Origin of the sequence: Geobacter argillaceus (assembly GCF_007830735.1) — a bacterium.
In the GTDB taxonomy this organism is placed as follows: Bacteria; Desulfobacterota; Desulfuromonadia; order Geobacterales; family DSM-12255; genus Geomobilibacter; species Geomobilibacter argillaceus.
The window spans coordinates 37,141-59,894 of sequence record NZ_VLLN01000023.1 but is presented as its reverse complement, the minus strand read 5'-3'; the positions used below and the strand labels follow the sequence as shown (position 1 = coordinate 59,894).

Sequence of the window (22,754 nt, the reverse complement as noted above, 5' to 3'; positions counted from 1 at the left end):
CCATTGCCTTTCGCATGGCAGCCTTTTCTTTGATCAGATCAAAGAGCGCCTTGGGGGGATACATCCGTCGACAGAGAGCACGGCTGGGAGCATCCAAGGCCATAACGGCAACTGCACATAAGCTCGCAAGACTGGTGTACTCCATGCTGAAGAACAGGACGTCGTACGCAGATCTTGGTCAGGATCATTATGAGGAGCGTTACCGCTCACGAGTCGTACAGAATCTGAAACGTAAAGCACAACAACTCGGTTTTGAACTGGTCCCGGTACAGGGTCAAATGGCTTGACATAAAACCCATAAATTCAACCACCTATGGTTAAGTTACTCAGAAGCACTGATCTTCCGCTTTGGAGCGGATGCGACATATTGTGACATACATATCAAATATCTTTACGGTATCAACCTCAAGGAGGTTAGCCGTGAAGATGAACAATCCAGTTCCAGAAAGGTATGAGCCTGAATCAGTTCCTCGCCGAATATGGCGTTGAGCAGCAGTGCGAAGCAGTCCTTGAGGGTGCTCGTTGGAGAAGGGTTCCGGTGTCCAAAGTGCAACAGTAAAGAGCACTACCGTTACCGGCGGGGAAACATAAAGATCTTCCAGTGTCGTGGATGTCACACCCAGACGACCTTAACCGAAGGAACGATCTTTCATTCCACAAAACTTCCCCTGACCATCTGGTTTCAGGCCATGTATTTGCTGACCCAGAACAGGAATAACGTATCGACCCTGGAACTGAGACGCCTGATCGGCGTCAGCTATCAATCTCACAACTCAATACAACTGAAACCACTTCAATATTGTTCGGTGTAACTACTCGTTTTATTTATATTTTTTGTTTGACATGGTTGTTTCGGTAGTATACCTCTGCGTTCAGATAGGTATTCACCGGGAGGGCACCATGAAAAAATCTGTTCAGCAGAATCCCGATGAGGAGGAAACATCAGATTAGCGTCACTATCTCACTGAAGATAGGGCGCTTCTTCTTTTCAAAATCCCCTTTCCTTCAGTTTTCCTCGGTTGTCCCGAAACCTTGCCACAATTCAAAAAATCTAATGAGGCTAAAGTGGAGCACTACCCCCTTTTGCCAGAGGTTTACCCAAACGAAAAGGCGGGATCGCTCCCGCCTTTTCGTGCTGATTTTGTATGGATGTGCTTCTTAGATGTCGAAGTAAAGGGCGAATTCCAACGGTACCGGACGCATGCGGACCGGGTTGACTTCTGCCTCGGTCTTGTACTCGACCCACTTCTCGATGACGTCGGGGGTGAAGACGTCGCCTTTGAGAAGGAACTCGTGGTCTTCCTTGAGGGCGTTCAGCGCCTCTTCCAGGCTGCCCGGGGCGGACGGAATGTCTTTCAGCTCCTCGGGAGAGAGACCGTAGATGTCCTTGTCCAGAGGCTGGCCCGGATCGATCTTGTTCTCGATGCCGTCGAGGCCGGCCATCAGCATGGCGGCAAAGGCGAGGTAGCCGTTGGCGGAGGGGTCCGGAGTACGGTACTCGATCCGCTTGGCCTTCGGGTTGGAGGAGAACATAGGAATCCGGAGCGAAGCGGAGCGGTTACGGCTGGAGTACGCCATGTTCACCGGTGCTTCGAAGCCCGGCACCAGACGCTTGTACGAGTTGGTGGTCGGGTTGGTGAAGGCGCAGAGGGCCTTGGCGTGCTTGATGATCCCGCCGATGTACCAGAGGGCCATCTGGGAAAGCCCGCCGTACTTGTCGCCGGCAAACAGGTTGGTGCCGTCCTTCCAGATGGACATGTGGCAGTGCATGCCGGAACCGTTGTCGCCGTAGAGCGGCTTAGGCATGAAGGTAACGGTCTTGCCATTGCGATTGGCAACATTCTTGATGACGTACTTGAACCACTGGAGGTCGTCAGCCATGGCCACGAGCGAGTTGAAGCGCATGTCAATCTCGGCCTGGCCGCCGGTGGCAACTTCGTGGTGCTGGCACTCGACCCGGATACCCACCTTCTGCAGCTCAAGTACCATCTCGTTTCGCAGGTCGTTCTGGGAGTCGGTCGGGGAGACCGGGAAGTAGCCTTCCTTGTGGCGCGGCTTGTAGCCGAGGTTCGGGAACTCTTCACGGCCGGTGTTCCAGGCACCTTCCACCGAGTCGACGATGTAGAACGACTGGTTGGCGCTGGAGTCGTAACGGACGTCGTCGAAGATGAAGAATTCTGCTTCCGGTCCGAAGTAGGCGGTGTCGCCAAAACCGGAGGACTTCAGATAGGACTCGGCCTTGCGGGCGATGTTACGCGGGTCGCGGCTGTAGTCTTCCTTGGTGATCGGATCGAAGATGTTGCAGATCAGCGACAGTGTCGGGATTGCGGTGAACGGGTCCATCTTCGCGGTGGTGGGATCCGGAAGGATGATCATGTCAGAGGCGTGAATCGGCTGCCAGCCACGGATCGACGAGCCGTCAAAGCCCTGACCTTCCTCAAAGGTGTCCTCACCAAATTCGCTCATGGGTACGGAAAAATGTTGCCAGATGCCGACAAAGTCCATGAACTTGAAGTCAACCATCAGGGCGCCATTTTCTTTTGCAAACTCGACTACTTGCTTCGGTGTCATCTACTATCTCCTTTCACGACAGGTTTAATATATCCGCTACGCGACTACAGTGCATCCTCGCCGCGTTCGCCGGTTCTGATCCGCACCACTTCCTCGACAGGGGTCACAAAAATCTTGCCGTCACCGATGCGACCGGTCTTGGCAGCCTGTTCGATCGTCTCCATCACCTTAGCGACAATGTCATCACCGACAATGATTTCCATCTTTATCTTGGGGATGAAATCGACCACGTACTCCGCGCCCCTGTAGAGCTCGGTGTGTCCTTTCTGCCGGCCGAATCCCTTCACCTCACTGACCGTGATCCCCTGGATGCCGATCTCGTTCAGGGCCTCTTTCACCTCATCCAGCTTGAACGGCTTGATGATCGCCTCAACCTTTTTCAAGGACCGTTACCTCCTTGTGTAGTTTCAAACCGTACCTCATGCTGCTGAAACAGGCAGCACAATGGCGTATGGTTTGTTAAAATAGCAATTTGCTTGCCCATCTCTTCAAAAACATAAAATAAACAACAATTTCGATCTCTTACAAATCAGCAGCCTGATAGCCGCCTTAAGCGCCTGTAACAACAGCCCACGATTTCAGCAACCAGTAGCGATGCGCGCACAACAAATAAGCAGCTATGGGCGACACGACTGTTCGAGAAACACCGCCAATGCCTCAATGCGAGGCATTTCAACACCTTTGGCCCGACCGCGTGCCAGCGGTATGAAAAAGATCGCATCCAGCTCCAGCGGCCGCCCCTCTTCCCGGTCAATCTGCATGGAAGGACGGTACGGGCCCATGGCCTCGGTATACTCGATCATCAGCTCCACAAAGGATGGGTCGATCGGCTCACTCAGACCTTGGACATTGGCCGCGGCAATCACCTCCGACATCAGCTCGCGGACCAGTTGCAGTGCCCGTGGCGCAGCCAGAAGTCGATCAACGGACTGGCCAAGCAGGGCGCAGCTGCCGTTAAAGGGAATATTCCAGACCAGTTTTTGCCAGCGGGCTTTCAACAAATCGTTTGCAAAGACACACTCCAGGCCCGACGCGGCAAAGTTCCCGGCAACAGTTGCCGCACGCTCGGGGGACGTTTCGCCGAAAGCCCCGATTTCGACCTTGCCGGCACCGAGGTGATGGACAGTTCCCGGTTCCCCCCGGTTGGCGCAGAGAAACGCCACCCCGCCCAACACCCGGTCGGCACCGAAAAGTGCGGCCAGGTCCTCCTCATTTCCCAGACCATTCTGCAGCGTCAGGATAAGGGTCGATGCGCCGAGCAGGGGCTGGATAAGCGCACGGAAGCTGTCGTTCGCAAAAGTCTTCAGTCCGACAAGCACCAGGTCGACTGGACCGATTTCTTCCGGTCTGCGGAAACCACGAACTTCGGGAAGATGAAAATCGCCCAGGATCGACCGGACGATCAGACCATTGGCACTGATTGCCTCATAGTCTCGTCGGAGCAGAAACGATACCGTATTTCCCCCCCGCTGCAATAACGCACCGTAATAGAGTCCGAGGGCACCGGACCCCACAACCGCAATATGCATCAGTGTACCTCCTCAACTTGCCGGATGGGTTGCCGAAGTATATAGAAGATTAAACGGAAACGCTACCCCTTTAGGAACCGTTATGAACTTCAGAATTGTCATCGGCATGCTTCTGTTTCTCGTGCCGGTCGCTGCAGAAACACGCGGCGACATCTACCGGCACGAAAACCAGGACGGCGTCGTTTCGTTCACCGACACTCCGGCCAATAGCAGCTACACCATGTACTTACAGGAAAAAAGGCGCGCTAAGGGTGGGGCGATCAGTAGAAAACCATCCCTGTCACCGTTGGTTTCCGGCTCTCCGGAGGCGCTTTCCCTGCCGATACAGGGACGTGTCACCTCCCCCACCGGTTTTCGTCACGATCCGTTCGATGGCAAGCTGCGCCATCACAACGGCATCGACATTGCCGCCCCAACCGGCACGCCGGTAAAACCGGTAGCCCCGGGCATCGTCATTTTCAGCGGGCAACGAAACGGCTACGGCAATACCGTCATCGTCGACCACCAAAACGGCATGCAGACCATTTACGCCCACCACTCCGCCAACCTGGTGGCAGAGGGAACCCAGGTAGACCGTAGCACGGTCATCGCCCTGTCCGGCTCCACCGGACGCTCAACCGGCCCCCATCTACACTTCGAGGCATGGCGCGATGGCAGCAACGTCACCCCCAGCTTCATGCCCGGCTCCGACGCCTCGCCCGCAATTGCTGCCAGGACACGGGACAGTGTCAGCAGAATCCTCCAACCTGACGGCACCATTCTGTTTACCAATCTCAGGTAGAGTTACCCAGCCCACGCACCCGGTTACCGCCCTTCCCGTTTTTTCGTTCCCCGCATCGGCACCGCCAGCCACGGATCATCCGGCCAGGGATGCTTGGGGTAGCGCCCTTTCAGTTCCTTCTTCACCTCGGGATAGGTCGTGTTCCAGAAGCTCCTGAGGTCACCGGTCACCTGAATCGGCCGCCGGGCCGGCGAGAGGAGATGAAGCAGGAGCGACACCCTTCCCCAGGCCACGGTCGGCGTCTCAGCCAGGCCGAACAGTTCCTGGAGCTTCACCGCCAGGACCGGCGCATCGCCACCATAGTCGATGGCGATGCGTGAGCCACTGGGAACAGTGATATGGGTCGGCGCTCCTTCGTCCAGGCGCCGTTGCAGATCCCACGGCAGCAGCCCCTTGAGAATCGCATGGAGATCGAGACGTTGCAGGTCGGCAACGGTCCTGATACCGGCAAGCCATGGCTGGAGCCACTCCTCCGGGTACGCCGCCAGCCAGTCGTCGCCCAGGTCCGGCCACGGCTCTTCCGGGCAAACCCGGCGGAGAAGGGCTACCCGTGCCCGGAACTGGCGGGCGAACTGTGACCAGAGGAGCAGGACAAGTCCGTCCTCCCGACCGATTTCGGCCAGCCATGTGGCGCGCAGCTCTTCATCGGATGGAGGAACCGGTCTGCTTGACAGGACCAGCCGGTTAAAGAGTTCATCCTCCCGCGCCCAGACCCTCCCCAGCCCGACGTCAAAACCATATGAACGCTCACGGACAATCGACTCGCCGAACTTCTGACGCAGGGCATCGAGTGTGAGGGTCGTTGCGCCATGAATGAGCGCTTCCGCCCCCTGGCTGCCGCTCATCTCCACGGCAACGATGAACGGCTGGTCCCGCACCGCAGACCGCTGGCCGAGCCTGGCACCGGTACCCTGGGCCAGGAGATAGCGGTCCGACCCCGGTTCCCGCTGCCGTGCGATTCGGTCAGGCCATGCCTGCGCCAGCAAAAGGGCAACCTGGCCATGCTCCGGCATGGCAGCCCGGACCGGCACCCGCAGAAGCTGACGCAGACGGCTGGCGGCACTATCGACCGCCCGGCAGGCGGATGGATCGAGAATCGCATCGCCATGGCCCCTACGGTTGCGCCATTCGTAGAACGCTTCAAGCCGGTCGGTGAAATCGCAGTCGCTCACCGGCCGTACCGTCAGGCGGTCGCGGCGGAAAATATCCCGCTCTTCGATGAGCGCCGCCAGGTCGCAGGCTACAGCGGCACAGCCGGCACGCTCGCCATCAAGCACCAGCCGAGCCAGGCGCGGGTGCAGCGGGAGACCGGCCATACGACCTCCGAGCGGGGTAATCCGCCCGTCTTCGCCCAGAGCGCCCAACTCACGCAGGAGTTCGTTCGCCTCGTTCATGGCACCGGTGGGGGGAGGATCGAGCCAAGGGAGCGATAACGCATCGGTCGTCCCCCAGGCTGCCAGATCAAGGGCAAGCGGAGCAAGGTCGGCGATTCGGATCTCGGGAGGATTGTACGGTACCAGGGAGGACTGCGTTCCCTCACTCCAGAGCCGGTAGCAGACACCCGGCCCGAGACGGCCGGCCCGGCCGGCCCGCTGGATGGCCGACGCCGCCGATACCCGCACCGTTACCAGACGGTTCAGGCCGGTGTTGGGATCGTACTGGAGCCGGCGGGAGAGACCGGCATCGATGACCACGGTCACCCCCTCGATGGTGAGGCTGGTCTCGGCAATGGCGGTAGCGAGCACCACCTTCCGCTGCCGGGTCGGCACAATGGCCCGCTCCTGCTCGGCAAACGGCAGATCGCCATACAGCGGGACAACCTGTTCTGCGCCGGTCGTCAGGGACTGCCGCAACTGCTCCCGGCAGCGGCGGATCTCACCGCTGCCGGGGAGGAACACCAGGATATCACCGGCTGTTTCACGCAGTGCCCGATGCACCCCCCTGGCTGCGGTCTGGGCGATATCCCCGTCCTGTTCCCCCTGGTAGCGAACGTCAACGGGATAACTGCGCCCTTCGCAGCTCACCACCGGCACACCACCCAGCAGGTGGGACACCGGCCCGCTCTCCAGGGTTGCCGACATGACGAGGATCTTCAGGTCATCCCGCAGATGCCGCTGCACGTCGAGGCAGAAGGCAAGGGCGGTGTCGGCCTGGAGACTCCGCTCGTGAAATTCGTCGAAGATCACGACCCCGACCCCTTCCAGACCTTGGTCGGACTGGAGCCGCCGGGTGAGGAGCCCTTCGGTAACCACCTCCAGCCGGGTTGCCTTTGATACCTGACGCTGAAACCGGATCGAGTAACCGACGGTCGCACCGACCGGCTCCCCCACACTCCTTGCCAGCCATGAGGCGGCGTTTACTGCCGCCAGACGGCGCGGCTCCAGCATGATAATCGATTTTCCGTGCAGAAAGGGGGCATTCAGCAGGGCCAAAGGGACCCTGCTGGTCTTCCCGGAACCGGGTGGAGCCTGGAGGACGACTCCTGGCGCATCGGCCAGGGCCTGGAGCAGTTGGGGAAGTACCGTATCGACGGGAAGAGTTGCCATCGGTAACATGCTGAGTGGCTGAATGGTTTCTACAGTATTCAACCGGTCAACGACTAGCCGCTTACCAAGGCATTGAGGGTGGCGAAGGTTTCACCGGCAAGGGAGTCGACCACCTTGCTGGCACTCAACAAGCGATCTGCCGGATAACTGTTGGTTACCGCCACTACGCGAACACCGGCGCCATTGGCAGAAGCGATGCCGGCCGGCGTATCCTCTATGGCCAGACAGGAGGATGGGGCGATGCCGTGGGTCGGGAAGGCCGCCTGGAGGCGCTCCACGGCAAGCCGGTAACTGGCGGGATCAGGTTTGCTCGCTGCCACATCGCTGGCCGTTACCACCACGGCAAAGACCTTGTCCAGGGAGAACTGGCTGAGAATCGGCAGGATATCCGACGGCAATGCCCCGCTGCAGAGGGCCACCGGGACCTCGCCGGCCAGTTCGGTCGCGAGCCGCACCACGCCGGGATACGGTGTCACACCGGAAGCGATGACCTCCTGGAAGATCCTGGCCTTTCTGTCGATCAACTGTTCCAGCGCTTCAGGGGAAAGCTGTCGCCCGGCCACGGCAAAGGCCTCTACAAAGGCATCGCGGTCGTCGAACCCCATATAGCGCGCCACATACTCGTCCCAGGAATACCCCAGTCCCAACGGCTCCAGAATTTCCTGGAAAGCCCGGTAGTGCAGCGGTTCGGTGTCAACGATGATGCCATCGAAATCGAAGATGACGGCCTTGAGCATGGACTCTCCTTTTACCAGACTGCCGCCGTTAAAACCGCGCGATCAGAGCAAGCCCGGCGCTCTCTCCGCTCACGAGCGGAACAATGCTCACCGACCGGGAACGGGAGGCATGATAGCGGGTCACTACCCGGCCGCACAGTTCACCGATGGCGGCCCCCAGTATCACGTCGCTGGCCCAGTGCTTGTTCTGGTAGAGGCGGGAGAAACCGACAAAGGTAGCGGCACCGTAGGCAGCGAAACGGGTCAGCACACTGTCGGTGGTTGCCGACACCACTGATGCCAGGGCAAAGGAGCTGGCGGTATGCATGGAAGGGAGCGAGTCATAATTGCTCCTGAAGCTGAAAGGTCGGAAATTATCCTTGCCGCTGCCGGTCAGGGGGCGTGCCCGGCCGGTTGCCTCCTTGAGGACCAGAGTTGCGGCATCGGCCAGGATCAGGGATTCGCCCATCATCTCGCCCAACTCCTTGTAACGTAGCGAGTCGGCAACGATGCCGCCGCCGTAGACAACGGCAGCCACCCCCAGGTGGAGGAAGGGATTGCCGACAAGGGAACCGGCGTCAGCAGCCTTGTCCAACCGGTCGCTCCGAGTCGTCTGTAACCGGTCGCGGACGTTTGTATCGTAAACGTAGGCCAAGCCGGTTGCACCTAAAGCGGCAACGGCTCCCCAGCCGAGTCCCGCCTCGAAATCCAGGGGGGTCGTAACCACCAGCTTCCCTTCGTCCCCCAGGCGCTGGACACCCTGGACAATTTCGCTGCTGATGGAAAAGCCATCACCGTCTGCCCCAAAAGCGGAGCAGGAAAACGTAAAGGTCAGTATGAAGACGAAAATGCGGCAAAAAGAGTTCACTGGTGATCCTTCCTGCTGGTTAGAAACCGGATGGCAAAAGTGTAACGACAACGGCTCCGGTCAGATTGGTCAAGACTGAAATGACGCAACGGGATCAGGAGGGGCATGAAAACGTGGTCAGCCCTTCCCGGGCCGCAACCGGCACGACTCCTTGATATCCTGCCAGATGGCCCGGTCTTCGTTCGACATCTTTCCTAAGTACTCCTGGATAAAGACCCAGAAGATTCCGACAAAAAAGGCCGTAACCGTGGAAAGAAGCACGATGAGCAAGCGCTTCGGCTTGCTCTTTTTGGTAGGAGCCACCGCCTCGTCCAGCACCTGGATTGAAGAGGAGTCCTTTGCCTCGTTCAGCTTGGCCATCTCGTACTGCTTGGTCAGCTGTTCGAAGATCGTCTCCTGAATCTTTTGCTCCCGCAGCAGGCGGGCGTATTCAAGCCCCAGGTTCGGCACGCTCCCCACCGGCAGGATGGCGTCGCTGCTCCGGCCCGAACCGGCCATCGCTCCCAACTGTCCCTTCAGCCGGGCGATCCCTGCCCGCAGGGCCTTGATCTCAGGGCTCTCGTCGGTCTGGAAGCTGCGTAACGACTCCAGTTGCACCTCTTTGCTGACGATTTCCGCCTTCAGTTGGGCAATCCCCTGGATACTGGCTGTTGCCTGGGCATCCACCCTAATCGCCCGGTTCTGCTCGGCAAACCGTCTCAGTTCGTCCTCGGCCTTTTTCAGGTCGGCCTTGACCACCTCCAGCCTCTTTTCCAGGAACACGCGCTCGGTGCCGACCTTGGACAGGTTCAACTGTACACTGCGACGGCCGAGCTCCTCAACCATGGCATTGGCCAGGATGGCGGCCTTTTTCGGGTCCTTGCTGTCGGCGGAAACCGAGATGATGCCGTCCTTGCCGGCCTGGACCTTGACCACCCCAGCCAAGGCGTTCCTGGCCTCGTCAGGGGTCTTGGCCCTGAACTCGGTAGTCAGGTCGAGTTTTTTGATGACTGCATCGGCCACTGACCGGCTCTTCAGTATTCCGATATACAATTCCGAGCTCCCGCCGAGCCCCATCCCGCCAGCCAGGCCGGCCAGCCCCCCGGCCTGGCTGAGCAGCGCCGAGAGGCCACCACCCGACTCCTTCTGCGGGGGAAGAATTTTGGCCGTGGCCGTGTAGATGTTGGGAAGGGTCAGGGAGTAGGCCACTGACAACAGGACCGCAACAGCACAGAGGGTGATGATCGTCCGCTTGCGCCTGACGATAACACGTACCAGTTCCAGGAGGTTGATCTCCTCCTCTTCCGCAACTCTCTCTTCGGGACGATTAACAACCGACTGTTCCATTACTTGAACCCCAGGATCATTGTACCTGCGCTGAGGGCCACATTTGCCAGGATCTGGGTGATATCCTTGATCTCCCGCAACCAGGCAATCCGCTCAAGCTTCTGCGGAACGACCAGGGTGTCGCCGGGTTGAAGCGGAGTAGCCGTGAACCCCCCGAAGTTCCAACTGCGGGACGACTCATCCCAGCGGATGCCAAAGGACGACTGTTGGCGGCTGAAAACGGTACCGTCGGCCCTGACCAGGTACATTTCATCCACCTCGGCACTGCGGGTGGGGCCACCCGACCTTTTCAGATAGTAGCCAACATTCTCCCCTGGCTGGTGGATAAGGGTCGTCTGGTTGTATACCTGGCCAAGAACATTGACCACATTGGGGGTCTGCGGAATTTCAAGTGCGTCGCCCCCCTGGAGTTCCATATCGAACGGACCGCGCTCGAACTCCTCAAGCTTGGCCAGCCTGATGACGACACGGCCCTCGGCCTTCACCGTCTTCAGCTTTTCCAGGCCCTTTTGCAGACCTTCCAGGGCAGACTTGGTCGCTTCCAGTTCCTCACGGGATGTAGCAATTGCAGCAAGCTCCCCCTGCCTTTTCAGTATCTCCTGCTCTTCCCGCTGGACGATCTCGTCCATCCGCTTCTGTTGATCCTTCTGGACCGACTTCCTGGTAAACTTGGACCCGTTCAGATAGGCCCTTTCAGTGAAGCCGCCGGCCCGGCGGATGACCGAACTGAGCCGCTCCCCCTTGGTAATGGAGTAGGTACCGGGAAACCTTACCTCTCCTTTCAGGGTTACAAAGCGGTCGGTTGACTCAAGCCACTCCACGATCCCCCTGACGATCAGCACATCATCAGGCTGCAGTTCCATGTTCTGCTTAGGATCACCACTAAGGGCCTTGCGCAGATCGATGTCCAGGCGCGTTGCCTTGGCCTTGCCGTTGGCCACCACGATACGGGTCATTTCGGCGTTGTCGAGAAAGGCGTTCCTCTTCGGGCTGCCGGCCGCGGTCACCAGATCACGGATGGTCATGTGGGGAAAGTAGTCATAGCTGCCTGGATTGACCACAAAACCGTTGATAGAAACGATCGGTTTCTCCTCCATGTCCCAGCGGGAAAACACCTTGATGGCGTCCTGCTCCTGGAGCGCCACGTTTTCCCGCTCGTCGCCGGACATGGCCTTTTGGAGGTTGAAACTCACGGTCTCCTTGTGAAAATCCGGTTTGGCGATCCGGATGATCTCTGCTGACTCGAGGTAAGAGCCGGGGAGCAGGGCATCAAACGAGGTGATCACGTCTCTGACCCGCATACCCTGCCTGTATTGATACTCACCGGGGTTCGCCACGTTTCCGCCGAGCGTCACGACCTGGCGAAGGGCCTTGCTGATCGGGAACACCTTTACCATGTCCCGGTCCCGGATCTTGGCCGCTTCAAAGCGGGTATCCGGTGTTGAGTCTTTCGGTACAAAGTCCTGAACGACCCGACTCCTGTTCCCTTCGAATCGCTCCACCTGCACCCTGGCGTCGTTACCAGCGGCAGTGATACCTCCGGCCATATGGAGAAGTTGCGACAGCGTCGTGTCACTCTTGAGTTCATAGATGGCCGGACGCTTCACCTCTCCGGCAACGGCAGCAACCGGGCCAATAACCGGTACAAAAACGGTATCTCCATTATCCAGGCGGACATCCTTACTCCGGTCACCGGTAAGGAACATGTCGTATAGGTCGATCTCCTGGACCAGCTTCCCGCTCCTCAGGAGACGAATCGTGCGCAGGCTGCCGTTCTTCGATGGTCCCCCTGCCGTGGAAAGGGCGTTGATCACTGTAGCCAGCGAGTTCACGGTATAAGTACCGGGAGATTCGACCTCTCCCACGACGAATACCTGGATGGAACGGAGCCGGCCAAGGGTAACGTTCAGTTCGTATCCCCTGTAGATTCGGGAAATGGCCTTGTTGATGACCTCCTTGACCTGGCCGTAGGTCATCCCCCAGACCTTGATGGTGCCGATGCGCGGGATCGATATCTCCCCGTTTCGGTCGACAGTGAGTTCAAAACGTCCCTGCACACCTCCCCAGAGATCAATACGCAAAGAGTCACCAGGGGCAATAATATAATCAGAACCAACCGGAACGTTGTCCACCGGTGAACTGTTGGCAAGACTGTTGCTAAAGAAGTCGTACCCGAACTGCTTCAGTTCGCGTCTGAAGGGGTCGGACTCCAGTTTGTCCTGAAGTGTGACCGTCTTCTTGGCAAAGGACTTTTCCAATGAGGAACCCTGTTCCTCAGCTGCCAGAGGAATGACCTTCAGTTCATTGGAAAAAATGGTCAGGTCAACCCACTTGGCTTCCTCGTCCTCTGCCTCTTCCTGTACCTTGGCAGTTGCCTGTACCTTGACGAAATAGACCTGGTTGTTTTTCAACCCTCTAAGTATGAATTCCAGTCCGTCGCCAACCTCAAGCTTCTTATCATAACGTCCCGCCTCGATACCGTAAAACAGGGTGAACTTGAAAGGTGGCTCGCCCTGCTTCGAACGATGATCAGCAATCCGCCAGGAAAGCTGCGCCAGTCCGTCACCCGCCTCGGCCTTCAGCACGATCCTGGCTTTTTTCCTGCCAGGATCAACAACAAGTTTTTCTTTTGATTTCTTAAATTTACCAAGCAGTCCAGACTCCAACTCCCTGTTTTCCTTGTCCTTGCCATCTCGTCGATCTAACGAGGACAGTTCTGGTGATGTAAATTCTGTATTGTTACGTTCTCCAAGAGGGGTCCCCTTCAGCTCCTTGCCGACATACACCCCCTGCTCTTCATTATTATCGGGTGGCCCGAACGGTTCGGCCGCACCGACGGGCGAAAAGAGAGACAGTGCGCAAACAAGTAGCAGAGCAGCAAAGACGAGACGACGTACATTCATCATTCGATCAATCCTTAAGGAAACGTGAGCTCAGATAAAAAAAAACAGCAACTCTTCTCAGATTTGCTGTTTCTCGAGTTTGGTGGTGATCCCAAGGGGACTTGAACCCCTGTTACCGACGTGAAAGGCCGGTGTCCTAACCGCTAGACGATGGGACCAGTAAGTAACACATCACTCAGTTGAAGCGCCGTTTAAATAACAGAAACCACCGATCAACGTCAAGCATTTTTCGAGCTCGCCTGTGCAACTATCTGCTGTGCTCCGGCCGCAACCGCCTTCATGTTGGCAGGGATGAAGCGGTGGCTTCTCTCGGGAAGAGCCTTTTTCAGGGCCTCGGCGAGCGATTCGTTGCTGACGGCCCCTGTCAGTTGAACATAGGCACCAGTAGCAACCATGTTCACCATGCGCGCATCACCCAACGCCATGGCAATCTCGTTCATCGGTATGCGATAGGTAGTGATATCGGTCCTGGTGGATGCGCTGCTGTCGATCAGCGACGAGTTGATGACCAGGGATCCGCCCGGCTTCACCCGTGAGCCATACTTCTCCAGGGACAACTGGTTCAGGACGATGACCACCGTGTGGTTGCCGATCACCGGCGAGCCGACCTCGCCATCGGCGATGACCACTGTGCACATGGCTGCCCCGCCCCGCTTCTCCACCCCATAGGAAGGAAAGAAGCAGACATTCTTCCCTTCGGCAATCGCCGCCAGGGAGAGAAGGTTACCGGCCAGCAGCACACCCTGACCGCCAAAACCGGCTATGAAAACATCGTATCGCATGTAGACTCCGTTACTCGTGACTCGTTACTCGTGACTGGTAAAAACATCTTTCTGCTGTCTGGTTTTCCAGTTATCAGTTACCAGTAACGAGTCACCGATGTTAAAATTCCGCCGTATTCTTGAACACCCCGAGCGGGAAGTAGGGTATCATCTCCGCTCCGACCCGTCCGTTGGCAGCTATCGGGTCCATCCCCCAGTTGGTGGGACAGGAAGAGAGCACCTCGATAAAGGAAAAACCCTTCCCTTCAACCTGGTAGCGGAATGCTGTCTTCATCCGCTTGGCAGCCTCAATAAGGTTCTTCGGGCTGTCCACCGCTACCCGGCAGGAATAGGCAACCCCCTCCAGTTGCGCCAGGAGTTCAGCCATCCTGATCGGCGCCCCGTCCTTTTCCCGTTGCCGGCCATAGGGAGAGGTGGAGGTCTTCTGGCCGACCAGGGTGGTCGGCGCCATCTGGCCGCCGGTCATGCCGTAGGTCGTGTTGTTGACAAAGACCACGGTGATATCTTCGCCACGGTTGGCGGCATGGATGATCTCGGCCGTGCCGATGGCGGCCAGGTCGCCGTCACCCTGGTAGGTGAAGACAAACGAGTCGGGACGCGCCCGTTTGACGCCGGTTGCGACCGCCGAGGCACGGCCATGGGGCGCCTCCACCACATCGACGTCGAAATAGGCATAAAGAAACACGGAACAGCCGACCGATGCAACCCCGATGGTCCGCTGTTGCACACCGAAATGATCAAGGGACTCGGCCACCAGACGATGGATGGTGCCGTGATGGCAACCGGGGCAGAAATGGGTTTGAACGTCCTTGAGGCTGACCGGCCTGTGAAATACCTGCTGCATAAAAAAACCTCAATGCAGGACAAAGGATCAAGGAACGAAGCGAATAAAACCCAAAAGACCTCGATCCTTTATCCTCGTACCTCGCTAATTTTAATAATGTTTCCTGATCTGCTCCAGAAGCTCTTCCGGTGTCGGCAGGGAACCGGCCCCGGGCGGGCGGCCATAGAAGAAAACCTCAGTATCCTTTGTCACGGACAGCCTGACATCTTCGATCATCTGACCGGTATTCAGTTCAATATCCAGAACCTTCTTGCAGCGACCGGGAATCCTGGCATACGCCCGGGCCGGAAAGGGAAAGAGGGTGATGGGCCTGATGAGACCGACCTTGAGCCCCTCTTCACGGGCCTGCATGATGGCGGTCTTGGCGATCCGCGAAACAGAGCCGAAGGCGGTGACCACCAGGTCGGCATCGTCGGCCAGGAACTCCTCCCAACGGACCTCCTTCTCGCGCAGTTGCTCATACTTGGCGTACAGCTTCCAGTTGTGGGCCTCCAACTCACCGTCGCCGAGATAGAGGGATTTGACGATCCGCTGCTCGCCCCCCCCCTTGCCCCGCACAGCCCACTCCTTGGCAGGAAGATCGACAGCAGGCCTCGGATGGGGAACCACCGCCTCTTTCATCTGACCAATGACCGAGTCGGCCAGCACCATGGCCGGCATCCGGTAGAAATCGGCCAGGTCGAAGGCGAGCATGGTCAGGTCGTACATCTCCTGCACCGATGCCGGTGCCAGCACCACGATCCGGTACCCGCCATGTCCCCCCCCTTTGACCGACTGGAAATAGTCGGCCTGAGAGGCGTCAATGCCGCCGAGACCGGGGCCGGAGCGGGATATGTTGACGATGACTCCGGGAAGCTCCGACCCCGCCATGTAGGAGATCCCCTCCTGCTTGAGGGAGATGCCCGGACTGGAGGATGAGGTCATGGCGCGGACCCCGGTAGCAGAGGCACCGAGCATCATGTTTATGGATGCAACTTCACTCTCGGCCTGGATGAATTCGCCACCGAGCTTCGGCAGCTCGCGGGAGAGGAACTCCGGAATGTCACTCTGGGGCGTAATCGGATAACCGAAATAATAGCGGCACCCCGCCTCGAGCGCCGCCATAGCTACGGCCTCGTTTCCTTTTACAAACAGCCTGTTCTGCACACATGCCTCCATAAAATCAGGCAAGAGGAACGAGGTTCAAGGTTCGAGGTAAAAACATAATCAAGCAAAATTGTGGTTCCCTCGTTCCTCGCCCCTTTATCCTCGCTCCTTCTCCTTGAACACCGCAATGGCCAGGTCGGGACAGATCCTGGCGCACATGGCACATCCGGTACATTTCTCGGGTGCGTCCATACCGATGGCCCGATATCCCTGCAGGTTCAGCTTGTCACTCAGCACGAGCAGCTTGTGGGGACAGGCGATGGTACAGAGCCCACACCCCTTGCAGCGTGCCTCATCAATTTCGATCCGTGGCATCCTGGTCCATTCCTTTGACGTATACGTACATAGGCGGTAGAAATTAGCAGAATTTTCAACAGAGAGTCAACGGCAATCTTTCCCGCACGTCGGAGACGTTACGGTTGACTAATATCTCTTGAAATACATACAGATTGAACAACTGTTCAGAAAAGTTTTTGACCGTTTGACATCGTTTGCATTTGCGCTATGCTGAAATTATAGGTTGTGTGCTCTTTAACAATTTGCTCTGGGGTATGCGTACTCATCTGTTTGTACCTGACTATTAATGATTGTCACCAATCCCGAGTGTCGACGTGGTGAGCAGCCTACTGATGGCGGGACGCCTGAAACGTCTTCTCGGCAAAGGCTAAGGTAAAGGTCGGGGTTCGAGCGGTCTACGGTATCTTGGAGCAATCCCAATGGTGCGGGAGAGATACACCCGAGTGTGTTTCTGCCATCCGCCAGGCGCTTTGCACCGCTTGAAAAAGGGGGTTGAAACGGGAGAAGGTAACTGACCGGTCACAATGAGCGGCCAGACATCTCCGGAATTCAGTCTACCGACGGATTGGGGTAAAGAACTCTTACCGCACCAGTAAAAAAAGAAGGCCCGGGATCACTTCCCGGGCTTTCTTTTTTGGATCATCCTACATTTTCGTATCACACGCCACGCCACTCTCCCACGACAACAGTCTCTGCACCCGCTCCACCACCGGAGGGTGCGAGTAGTAAAACCGGGCATAGAGCGGATGGGGATGGAGGTTGGCCAGGTTTTCCGCTGACATCTTGATCAGGGCTCCTGTCAGGGCTGCCGGCGTGCGAGTGATGCTGCTGGCGAAGTGATCGGCAGCAGTCTCGTCCCGCCGGGAAAGCCAGGCCGAGAGCGGGGTGACCGGAAACATGGCCAGCGAGGCGATGAAGCCGAGGATCACCATCCTGGCCGGCAGTGAGGCACCGTCCAACCCGAGAACACCGGGCAGGCCGGGCCATTGCAAGAGGGTAAAGGCAAGCCAGGCCCCACCCAGCATCAAGAGCTCCATCACCACCAGCCGCTTCAGGATATGCCGCAGTTTCCAGTGGCCTATCTCGTGGGCCAACACCGCCACGATCTCGGCATGGGTCATCTGCTTCAGCAGGGTGTCGAAAAGTACGATCCGCTTCACCCTGCCGATGCCGGTGAAATAGGCGTTGGAGTGGCGGCTCCGCCGCGAGGCGTCCATCTGCATGACGCGGCCGACTCTGAGACCGGCCTTGGCCATCATGGCAGCGATCTCCTCTTCCAGCCCCTCTTCGGTGACCGGCTCGAACCTGTTGAACAGCGGCTCGATGAGATAGGGGGAGAGAAACATCAGAAACAGGCCGAATGTGGCCATGAATACCCATACCCAGAGCCACCAGTGCAGCGGACTCCACTGGATCAGCCAGAAGGCCGCCCCGGTCATGATGGCGAGCAAAAGCGAGCCGATCAGCTGGGACTTGAGCAGGTCGATGAGCCAGAGGCGCGGGGTCGTGGTGTTGAAGCCGTGTCTCGCCTCCACCACAAAGGTTCCGTAGTAGGAAAACGGCAGTTCCAGAGCGGTCTGCACCCAGGTGAGAGTAAGGAAGAACAGGATACCGCGGAGGATGAACGAGCCGGCCAGTCCGGCCACGAAATGGTCATACACCGGCAGCAATCCGGCAAAGAGAAAGACAACCAGGAGGCAGTTGTCGAAGATCGATTCCCACAGCTCCAGGCGGCTCCTATCAAGGGTGTAGGCAGCACTCCGGGCCAGGGTCTCCCGGTCGATGGCTTCCTCGAACCCTTCAGGAACAGTGGCGCCGTGCTGCCGGCCATAGCGCAGGTTAAGGTGACGCAGCCAGTAGGTAACGGCAGTAACCTCAACAAACAGGGCAAACAGGAGATAGTTCATCAGTTACGAGCCCTCTTCGCGTGCAAGCGCAGTCACCTCTTTTTCGGTGATCCAGTAGGTCTGTTTGTGGAGCAGCCGGGTCAGCTCTGCCAGACGGCGCTCGGCGTCTGCCCGTTCGGCGTAGCTGCCAACGAGAAAGCGGTTGCCGTTGTCGTCCTGACGCCAGAGTTCAAAGGAACGGGTTGCCATCGGGCATTTCCGCAAAAGAAAAGGCCGCCATCGTGACCGAAAGCAGCCTTTTTAGCACCGGCCCTTTACCGGAAGCTACCTGAGCTCCTTCGGGACCCCGGCCTTGTCAGCCTTTTCGGTAAGGCTTTGCAGCTTGCGCTTGATGGAATCAATGCGGCTCACTACGTCTTTCTCGGTCTGCTGGAGGCTGAGATAATCCCGCCGGGAGAGATTGGCCGTATCCTCCTTCCGCTTCCTGGTCTCGGCCAGATACTCCTCGTTCGTCCGCAGCTCGTCCTTGAGGCGGCCGAACTCGTTGCGCCAGCTATCCTCATCCTTGCCGCCATAGCTTGGCTTCTTTTTGTCGGTCTTGGTCGTCTGGCCGTCTTCTTTTGGCGCAGCATCCTTGCGCGGCTTTTTGCCTTCCGGCGCGGCTGATTCAATCACCTCCACCGCCGGCTCGCCTTCGCCATTGATCACCTGCGCTTTTTTCCGAAATGCCGGCGGCACCTTCCCCAGGTCCTCGGTGAAATAGACCGTACCCCGCTGGTCAACCCACTTGTAGATGGCCGCCTGCACCGGAACGGCCAGAGATGCCATCACCAGCAGCACTATCAACTTCTTGAGCATACGTCCTCCTCGTAACGGCCCGGTCTAGCCCGGAGGCCAGGCCAGGCTCCGCCCACCCAGGATGTGAAAATGAATATGAAATACCGACTGTCCGGCGTCGGTGTTGGTATTGGTGACCACCCGAAAACCGGATTCGGCTACCCCCTTTTCCCGGGCGATCCCGGCTGCCACCCGGAACAGCTTGCCGATAACCCGGTCATCACTTTCGGTAAGGTCCAGACAGTTGACCGTATGTTTGCGGGGGATTGCCAGCAGGTGTACCGGCGCCCCGGGGTTGATATCTTCGATCACGACCAGATCGTCGTCCGCGTAAACCTGCGTGGCCGGAATCGTCCCGGCGATGATCTTGCAGAACAGGCAGGAATCCATAACACCTCCTCTTCGGGTTGTTACACCATCTTTTTCAGGTAGATCAGGAACTCGCGATTACCCTTCGGTCCCAGAATGGGGGAATCGGTGACCCCGGCCACGGTCAGCCCAAGCCCCAAGGCAAATTCCTCAATGGTCCGGACAACTGCTCGATGCTTCTCCTCGTCCCGAACCACGCCACCCTTCCCCACCTCGCCCTTCCCCACCTCGAACTGGGGTTTAATCAGGGCAACGATGCCCCCTCCTGCCTTCACATGGTGCAGGGTATTGGGCAGGACCTTGGCCAGGGAGATGAATGAAGCATCAATGACCGCCAGATCGACCCGTTCCCCCAAGGTCTCCGGCTCCAGGTAGCGGATGTTGGTCTTCTCCAGGTTGACGACCCGGCCGTCCTGGCGAAGTTTCCAGGCCAACTGGCCGTACCCCACATCCACCGCATAGACCCGGCCGGCTCCATGCTGGAGGAGGCAGTCGGTGAACCCTCCGGTGGAGGCACCGACATCCAGGGCAACCAACCCGGTCACGTCGATGTCGAATTCGGCCAGGGCCTTGGCCAGCTTCAGGCCACCCCGGCTGACATAGGGAATGTCCTCACCCTTCAGGCGGATCGGGATATCCACCGGAACCTGATGGCCGGCCTTGTCCACCACATGGTCACCCACCACCACCTGGCCGGCCATGATCAATGCCCGGGCCCGCTCCCGCGACGGGACCAGCCCCCGATCGACCATTAGCTTGTCCAATCGCTCCCTGCTCCCGCCAGGGTTAGTCAAGGGCCACCTTCTTCACCCCATCCAAGGCCGCTACGGCGTCAACCAGGTCGCAGGCCAGTTCCTGACCGGCAACCTTGATATGAAAACTGAGAAGGAACTCTCCGTGGGTGACATCCTTTTCCAGGCTCCGCTTTACAATCGCGGCCCCGCAGTCGCGCAGCACCTCCTCCACGGCGTTCACCTGTCCGTCGGTGTCGAAGCTCCAGACCTTGATTTCCAGGTAATTGTCACGGGTCAGCATGCTTTCGACCTTTTTCAGCAGGAGCAGGCTGACCAGGGCGATGATCGTCACCACCCCTGGAATGGCGTACATGCCGGCCCCGCAGGACAAACCGATGGCGGCAGCCAGCCAGAGGCAGGCGGCGGTAGTAAGTCCGCGGATGTTTGCCCGGTCCCTGACAATTGCGCCACCACCAAGGAAGCCGATGCCGGTCACCACCTGGGCAGCCACCCGTCCCGGATCAACGCCCACCGGTCCACTGCCGCCAAAATTGCCGTACAGCTTATAAAAGTGGATGGAAGCCAGGACAAAGAGGCAGGAGCCCAGGGAAACCAGGAGATGGGTCCGAAAACCGGCAGGCCGGCCGTGCACCTCCCGTTCGAAACCGATCAACCCACCCAGCACCGATGCCAGAGCAAGACGAAAAACCGTTGCCAGATCCAGTTCAAACCCCACGGTCAGGACTCCACCGCACCATCGCCGGTCAGCAACAGGGTCAGGGTAACCCGCTTCTCCAGCTCACCGGCGGTTACCAGGAGAGGGATGACGACCCCGGAGCCACCCTTCAGTGCGGGTAAACCGGTAAAGGAGACACTGATGCCGGAATCAACCGGCTCAGAAGGCTTTCCCACCACCAGGGCCGCAGCTGCCGACAGTGCATCGAGGGAAGGAGAACGTTCTCCCAATGTCTCGACAGCCGGAGACTGAACAACCGGGTCGGGCGTAGTGGCAGTGGATGCAAGATCCGCCGGAACCGGCTCGGGTTCAGAGGCTGCTGGCACAGGGGGCTCCGCCCTAACCGTCTCGGTAGAGCTGTCAACCTGTTCCGGCGGCGTGCCCAACGTCAGTCCACTCTCCCGAAGTTCCTTAAGAACCGTTTTCACCACTTGAAAGAGGGACTCCAGCACCCCCTCACCGCTCACGGCACTGGCTGGAACCAGCGGTAAAGCAGCTCGACCAAGTGTTTGCCGGAGTTCGTCGAGCGCTACAGCCTCGGCGCTATCCCGCTTGTTGGCCTGCACCACCAGCGGCAGGGCTGTGAGTCCTTTGCCATATTCCGCCAGGAGTTCCTGCAGCTGATCGAGGCTGGCCCGATCCTGCCCGAGACGGCTGGCAGTGAGATCGGCTACAAAGACAATGCCATCCACCCCCTTCAGGAGCATCTTCCAGGAAAGGGGGTCGGTCAATTCTCCCGGCAGGGTATAGAGGTGGAAACGGACATTATACCCCTGCACACTCCCCTCTGCCGGCGGCATGAAGTCGAAGAAGAGCATGGTATCGTCCTGCAGCCTGGCTGTCTTCAGAGGGCCGCGAAACTCAGCCTTGAGTCTATTGTAGATGAACTGAAGAGTGGTCTCTTTGCCGGCTGCACCGGGTCCCGCGTAGACGATCTTGGCGTTGATTTCCTTTTTGGCATGATTGATGAGCGCCATCACTCCTCCTGTTGTCCTGCAAGACTCATCGTTCCTCGATCCGAGAACCAGGTTCCTGCTATGTTTTCTTGTTCAGCAGCAACCGTCTGGCCTGGGTGGCGATCACCGAAGAGATGTTCTTGCTCTTGGCCAGGAACGCCAGATCCTTTTCCCCGAGAGTTGACAGAAATCTCAAGGCCGCGGGAAGCGGGGTCTTGTGGTTCTCCACAAGTGCCTTGCGGATCTGGTAGTTCTTTACCCATTCCTTGTTGGCGCAGATCAGGCGGATGATTTCGTCGTTCTGCACAGTCGATTTGCAGACGGTGAGGACCTCGGCATCGGTCATGCGGGGATTCTTGATGACTGCCGAGGACACAAGCTTGTTGGCATCCTTGAGAAAAATGGACCGCCATTCCTTGTCACCGGTGAGGGCCATCTTGATCTTGTCGCCGGTCCCCATGGCCTGGGCCTGCTGGTACTTGCTCTGATACTCCTCGTCCTCCTCGACCGGTTCCTCTGCGTCGCTGTCCTCTGATGCGTCGCCGGTGCCTTCGCCATTGGCCACTTCAGCCGGCGAATCCTCGGCCACCGTCCATGCAGGATAGCGCTCCCCGAGAAATTCGCCCGTTGCCGGAGCGAGCCGGGGATGATTCAGCAGCAAGGCCACCAGATCCTCGGTCAGCTCACAGCGCCGGGCCAAGAGGTCCACTACCCGCGGATGAAGATCCTCCTCGGCAAACATGATTGCCAGCTGTTCGGGCGTCAGCGCTCCAACGGTCTGCAGGGCCGTTCGCTGCAGGTCGCTATCCCGGTCATGGCAGAGATAGAGAAGGACCGTAGCCTGGTCGGCAGGAGTCAGGAGGAATTCACCCCGGGCGGCCCGGAGCTTATCCTGCCGATCGGCGGTCGGCTGCAGCAGTCCGGCCGCCGCGGCCGAGATCTTCAGAGAGACGGTAACGGTCACAA

General features: G+C 58.4%; 21 protein-coding genes, 1 tRNA gene and 1 pseudogene. 2 read left to right on the top strand and 21 right to left on the bottom strand.

Going from position 1 to position 22,754, the window contains the following annotated elements; all coding sequences use genetic code 11:
- Nucleotides 1-451: 451 nt before the first annotated feature.
- A pseudogene (locus JN12_RS16005) lies at nucleotides 452-797 on the top strand (transposase); the annotation flags it as partial.
- Between the two features lie 361 nt (nucleotides 798-1,158).
- Here JN12_RS16005 and glnA read toward each other — a convergent pair.
- The 3 genes from glnA to JN12_RS15990 all read right to left on the bottom strand — a co-directional run bounded on the left by glnA (nucleotide 1,159) and on the right by JN12_RS15990 (nucleotide 4,100).
- Nucleotides 1,159-2,571 (bottom strand): type I glutamate--ammonia ligase, encoded by a 1,413-nt coding sequence (gene glnA, locus JN12_RS16000; RefSeq protein ID WP_145024562.1) that lies wholly within the window; start codon nucleotides 2,569-2,571, stop codon nucleotides 1,159-1,161.
- Between the two features lie 44 nt (nucleotides 2,572-2,615).
- Nucleotides 2,616-2,954, bottom strand: coding sequence for a P-II family nitrogen regulator (locus JN12_RS15995; protein ID WP_145024560.1), 339 nt, complete (start codon nucleotides 2,952-2,954; stop codon nucleotides 2,616-2,618).
- Nucleotides 2,955-3,188: 234 nt separating this feature from the next.
- On the bottom strand, nucleotides 3,189-4,100 hold the full coding sequence (locus JN12_RS15990; RefSeq protein ID WP_145024558.1) for a putative 2-dehydropantoate 2-reductase: 912 nt from the start codon (nucleotides 4,098-4,100) through the stop codon (nucleotides 3,189-3,191).
- 82 nt (nucleotides 4,101-4,182) lie between these two features.
- On the opposite strand from JN12_RS15990, the gene JN12_RS15985 reads away from it, so the two are divergent.
- Nucleotides 4,183-4,881 (top strand): M23 family metallopeptidase, encoded by a 699-nt coding sequence (locus tag JN12_RS15985; RefSeq protein WP_145024556.1) that lies wholly within the window; start codon nucleotides 4,183-4,185, stop codon nucleotides 4,879-4,881.
- A 23-nt stretch (nucleotides 4,882-4,904) separates the two neighbouring features.
- Here JN12_RS15985 and hrpB read toward each other — a convergent pair whose 3' ends face one another.
- The 18 genes from hrpB to JN12_RS15895 all read right to left on the bottom strand — a co-directional run bounded on the left by hrpB (nucleotide 4,905) and on the right by JN12_RS15895 (nucleotide 22,752).
- Nucleotides 4,905-7,427 carry an ATP-dependent helicase HrpB gene (gene hrpB, locus JN12_RS15980; RefSeq protein ID WP_145024555.1) on the bottom strand — a complete coding sequence of 841 codons (2,523 nt, stop codon included), beginning with the start codon at nucleotides 7,425-7,427 and terminating at the stop codon, nucleotides 4,905-4,907.
- A gap of 53 nt (nucleotides 7,428-7,480) precedes the next feature.
- Nucleotides 7,481-8,164 (bottom strand): HAD family hydrolase, encoded by a 684-nt coding sequence (locus JN12_RS15975; protein WP_145024552.1) that lies wholly within the window; start codon nucleotides 8,162-8,164, stop codon nucleotides 7,481-7,483.
- 28 nt (nucleotides 8,165-8,192) lie between these two features.
- Nucleotides 8,193-9,011: a phosphatase PAP2 family protein gene (locus JN12_RS15970; RefSeq protein ID WP_246125891.1), complete on the bottom strand. Its 819-nt coding sequence runs from the start codon at nucleotides 9,009-9,011 to the stop codon at nucleotides 8,193-8,195.
- 117 nt (nucleotides 9,012-9,128) lie between these two features.
- Nucleotides 9,129-10,337 carry a GumC family protein gene (locus JN12_RS15965; RefSeq protein WP_145024550.1) on the bottom strand — a complete coding sequence of 403 codons (1,209 nt, stop codon included), beginning with the start codon at nucleotides 10,335-10,337 and terminating at the stop codon, nucleotides 9,129-9,131.
- The gene (locus tag JN12_RS15960) at nucleotides 10,337-13,243 is read right to left on the bottom strand and encodes an SLBB domain-containing protein (protein WP_246125890.1); all 2,907 of its coding nucleotides are present in this window, start codon (nucleotides 13,241-13,243) and stop codon (nucleotides 10,337-10,339) included. Before JN12_RS15960 ends, JN12_RS15965 begins: the two co-directional genes overlap by 1 nt.
- Before the next feature lie 80 nt (nucleotides 13,244-13,323).
- A tRNA-Glu gene (locus tag JN12_RS15955) sits at nucleotides 13,324-13,398 on the bottom strand.
- Nucleotides 13,399-13,458: 60 nt separating this feature from the next.
- Nucleotides 13,459-14,022, bottom strand: coding sequence for a 2-oxoacid:acceptor oxidoreductase family protein (locus JN12_RS15950; protein ID WP_145024548.1), 564 nt, complete (start codon nucleotides 14,020-14,022; stop codon nucleotides 13,459-13,461).
- 100 nt (nucleotides 14,023-14,122) lie between these two features.
- Nucleotides 14,123-14,866, bottom strand: coding sequence for a thiamine pyrophosphate-dependent enzyme (locus tag JN12_RS15945; protein WP_145024546.1), 744 nt, complete (start codon nucleotides 14,864-14,866; stop codon nucleotides 14,123-14,125).
- Between the two features lie 90 nt (nucleotides 14,867-14,956).
- Entirely contained in the window at nucleotides 14,957-16,012 is a 1,056-nt protein-coding gene (locus JN12_RS15940) for a 3-methyl-2-oxobutanoate dehydrogenase subunit VorB (protein WP_145024544.1), read from the bottom strand.
- 96 nt (nucleotides 16,013-16,108) lie between these two features.
- Entirely contained in the window at nucleotides 16,109-16,327 is a 219-nt protein-coding gene (locus JN12_RS15935; RefSeq protein ID WP_145024542.1) for a 4Fe-4S dicluster domain-containing protein, read from the bottom strand.
- A gap of 626 nt (nucleotides 16,328-16,953) precedes the next feature.
- Complete coding sequence (locus tag JN12_RS15930) at nucleotides 16,954-18,216, bottom strand: M48 family metallopeptidase (protein WP_145024540.1); 1,263 nt, start codon at nucleotides 18,214-18,216, stop codon at nucleotides 16,954-16,956.
- A 3-nt stretch (nucleotides 18,217-18,219) separates the two neighbouring features.
- Entirely contained in the window at nucleotides 18,220-18,405 is a 186-nt protein-coding gene (locus tag JN12_RS15925; RefSeq protein ID WP_145024538.1) for a hypothetical protein, read from the bottom strand.
- 75 nt (nucleotides 18,406-18,480) lie between these two features.
- Complete coding sequence (locus tag JN12_RS15920; RefSeq protein ID WP_145024536.1) at nucleotides 18,481-19,014, bottom strand: DUF4124 domain-containing protein; 534 nt, start codon at nucleotides 19,012-19,014, stop codon at nucleotides 18,481-18,483.
- A gap of 24 nt (nucleotides 19,015-19,038) precedes the next feature.
- Nucleotides 19,039-19,383 (bottom strand): histidine triad nucleotide-binding protein, encoded by a 345-nt coding sequence (locus JN12_RS15915; protein ID WP_145024534.1) that lies wholly within the window; start codon nucleotides 19,381-19,383, stop codon nucleotides 19,039-19,041.
- A gap of 20 nt (nucleotides 19,384-19,403) precedes the next feature.
- Nucleotides 19,404-20,156 (bottom strand): TlyA family RNA methyltransferase, encoded by a 753-nt coding sequence (locus JN12_RS15910; RefSeq protein WP_281287742.1) that lies wholly within the window; start codon nucleotides 20,154-20,156, stop codon nucleotides 19,404-19,406.
- A complete protein-coding gene (locus JN12_RS15905) occupies nucleotides 20,149-20,832 on the bottom strand; it encodes an MgtC/SapB family protein (protein ID WP_145024532.1) in 684 nt (227 codons plus the stop codon). Before JN12_RS15905 ends, JN12_RS15910 begins: the two co-directional genes overlap by 8 nt.
- Before the next feature lie 2 nt (nucleotides 20,833-20,834).
- Entirely contained in the window at nucleotides 20,835-21,809 is a 975-nt protein-coding gene (locus tag JN12_RS15900) for a GTP-binding protein (protein WP_145024530.1), read from the bottom strand.
- Between the two features lie 58 nt (nucleotides 21,810-21,867).
- Nucleotides 21,868-22,752: a hypothetical protein gene (locus JN12_RS15895; protein WP_211360563.1), complete on the bottom strand. Its 885-nt coding sequence runs from the start codon at nucleotides 22,750-22,752 to the stop codon at nucleotides 21,868-21,870.
- Nucleotides 22,753-22,754: the final 2 nt, after the last annotated feature.

Coding starts and splice junctions, on each gene's coding strand:
- glnA (WP_145024562.1), bottom strand. CDS start 2,571: ATGACACCGAAGCAAGTAGTCGAGTTTGCAAAAGAAAATGGCGCCCTG.
- JN12_RS15990 (WP_145024558.1), bottom strand. CDS start 4,100: ATGCATATTGCGGTTGTGGGGTCCGGTGCCCTCGGACTCTATTACGGT.
- JN12_RS15985 (WP_145024556.1), top strand. CDS start 4,183: ATGAACTTCAGAATTGTCATCGGCATGCTTCTGTTTCTCGTGCCGGTC.
- hrpB (WP_145024555.1), bottom strand. CDS start 7,427: ATGGCAACTCTTCCCGTCGATACGGTACTTCCCCAACTGCTCCAGGCC.
- JN12_RS15975 (WP_145024552.1), bottom strand. CDS start 8,164: ATGCTCAAGGCCGTCATCTTCGATTTCGATGGCATCATCGTTGACACC.
- JN12_RS15965 (WP_145024550.1), bottom strand. CDS start 10,337: ATGGAACAGTCGGTTGTTAATCGTCCCGAAGAGAGAGTTGCGGAAGAG.
- JN12_RS15960 (WP_246125890.1), bottom strand. CDS start 13,243: ATGATGAATGTACGTCGTCTCGTCTTTGCTGCTCTGCTACTTGTTTGC.
- JN12_RS15950 (WP_145024548.1), bottom strand. CDS start 14,022: ATGCGATACGATGTTTTCATAGCCGGTTTTGGCGGTCAGGGTGTGCTG.
- JN12_RS15945 (WP_145024546.1), bottom strand. CDS start 14,866: ATGCAGCAGGTATTTCACAGGCCGGTCAGCCTCAAGGACGTTCAAACC.
- JN12_RS15935 (WP_145024542.1), bottom strand. CDS start 16,327: ATGCCACGGATCGAAATTGATGAGGCACGCTGCAAGGGGTGTGGGCTC.
- JN12_RS15930 (WP_145024540.1), bottom strand. CDS start 18,216: ATGAACTATCTCCTGTTTGCCCTGTTTGTTGAGGTTACTGCCGTTACC.
- JN12_RS15925 (WP_145024538.1), bottom strand. CDS start 18,405: ATGGCAACCCGTTCCTTTGAACTCTGGCGTCAGGACGACAACGGCAAC.
- JN12_RS15920 (WP_145024536.1), bottom strand. CDS start 19,014: ATGCTCAAGAAGTTGATAGTGCTGCTGGTGATGGCATCTCTGGCCGTT.
- JN12_RS15915 (WP_145024534.1), bottom strand. CDS start 19,383: ATGGATTCCTGCCTGTTCTGCAAGATCATCGCCGGGACGATTCCGGCC.
- JN12_RS15900 (WP_145024530.1), bottom strand. CDS start 21,809: ATGGCGCTCATCAATCATGCCAAAAAGGAAATCAACGCCAAGATCGTC.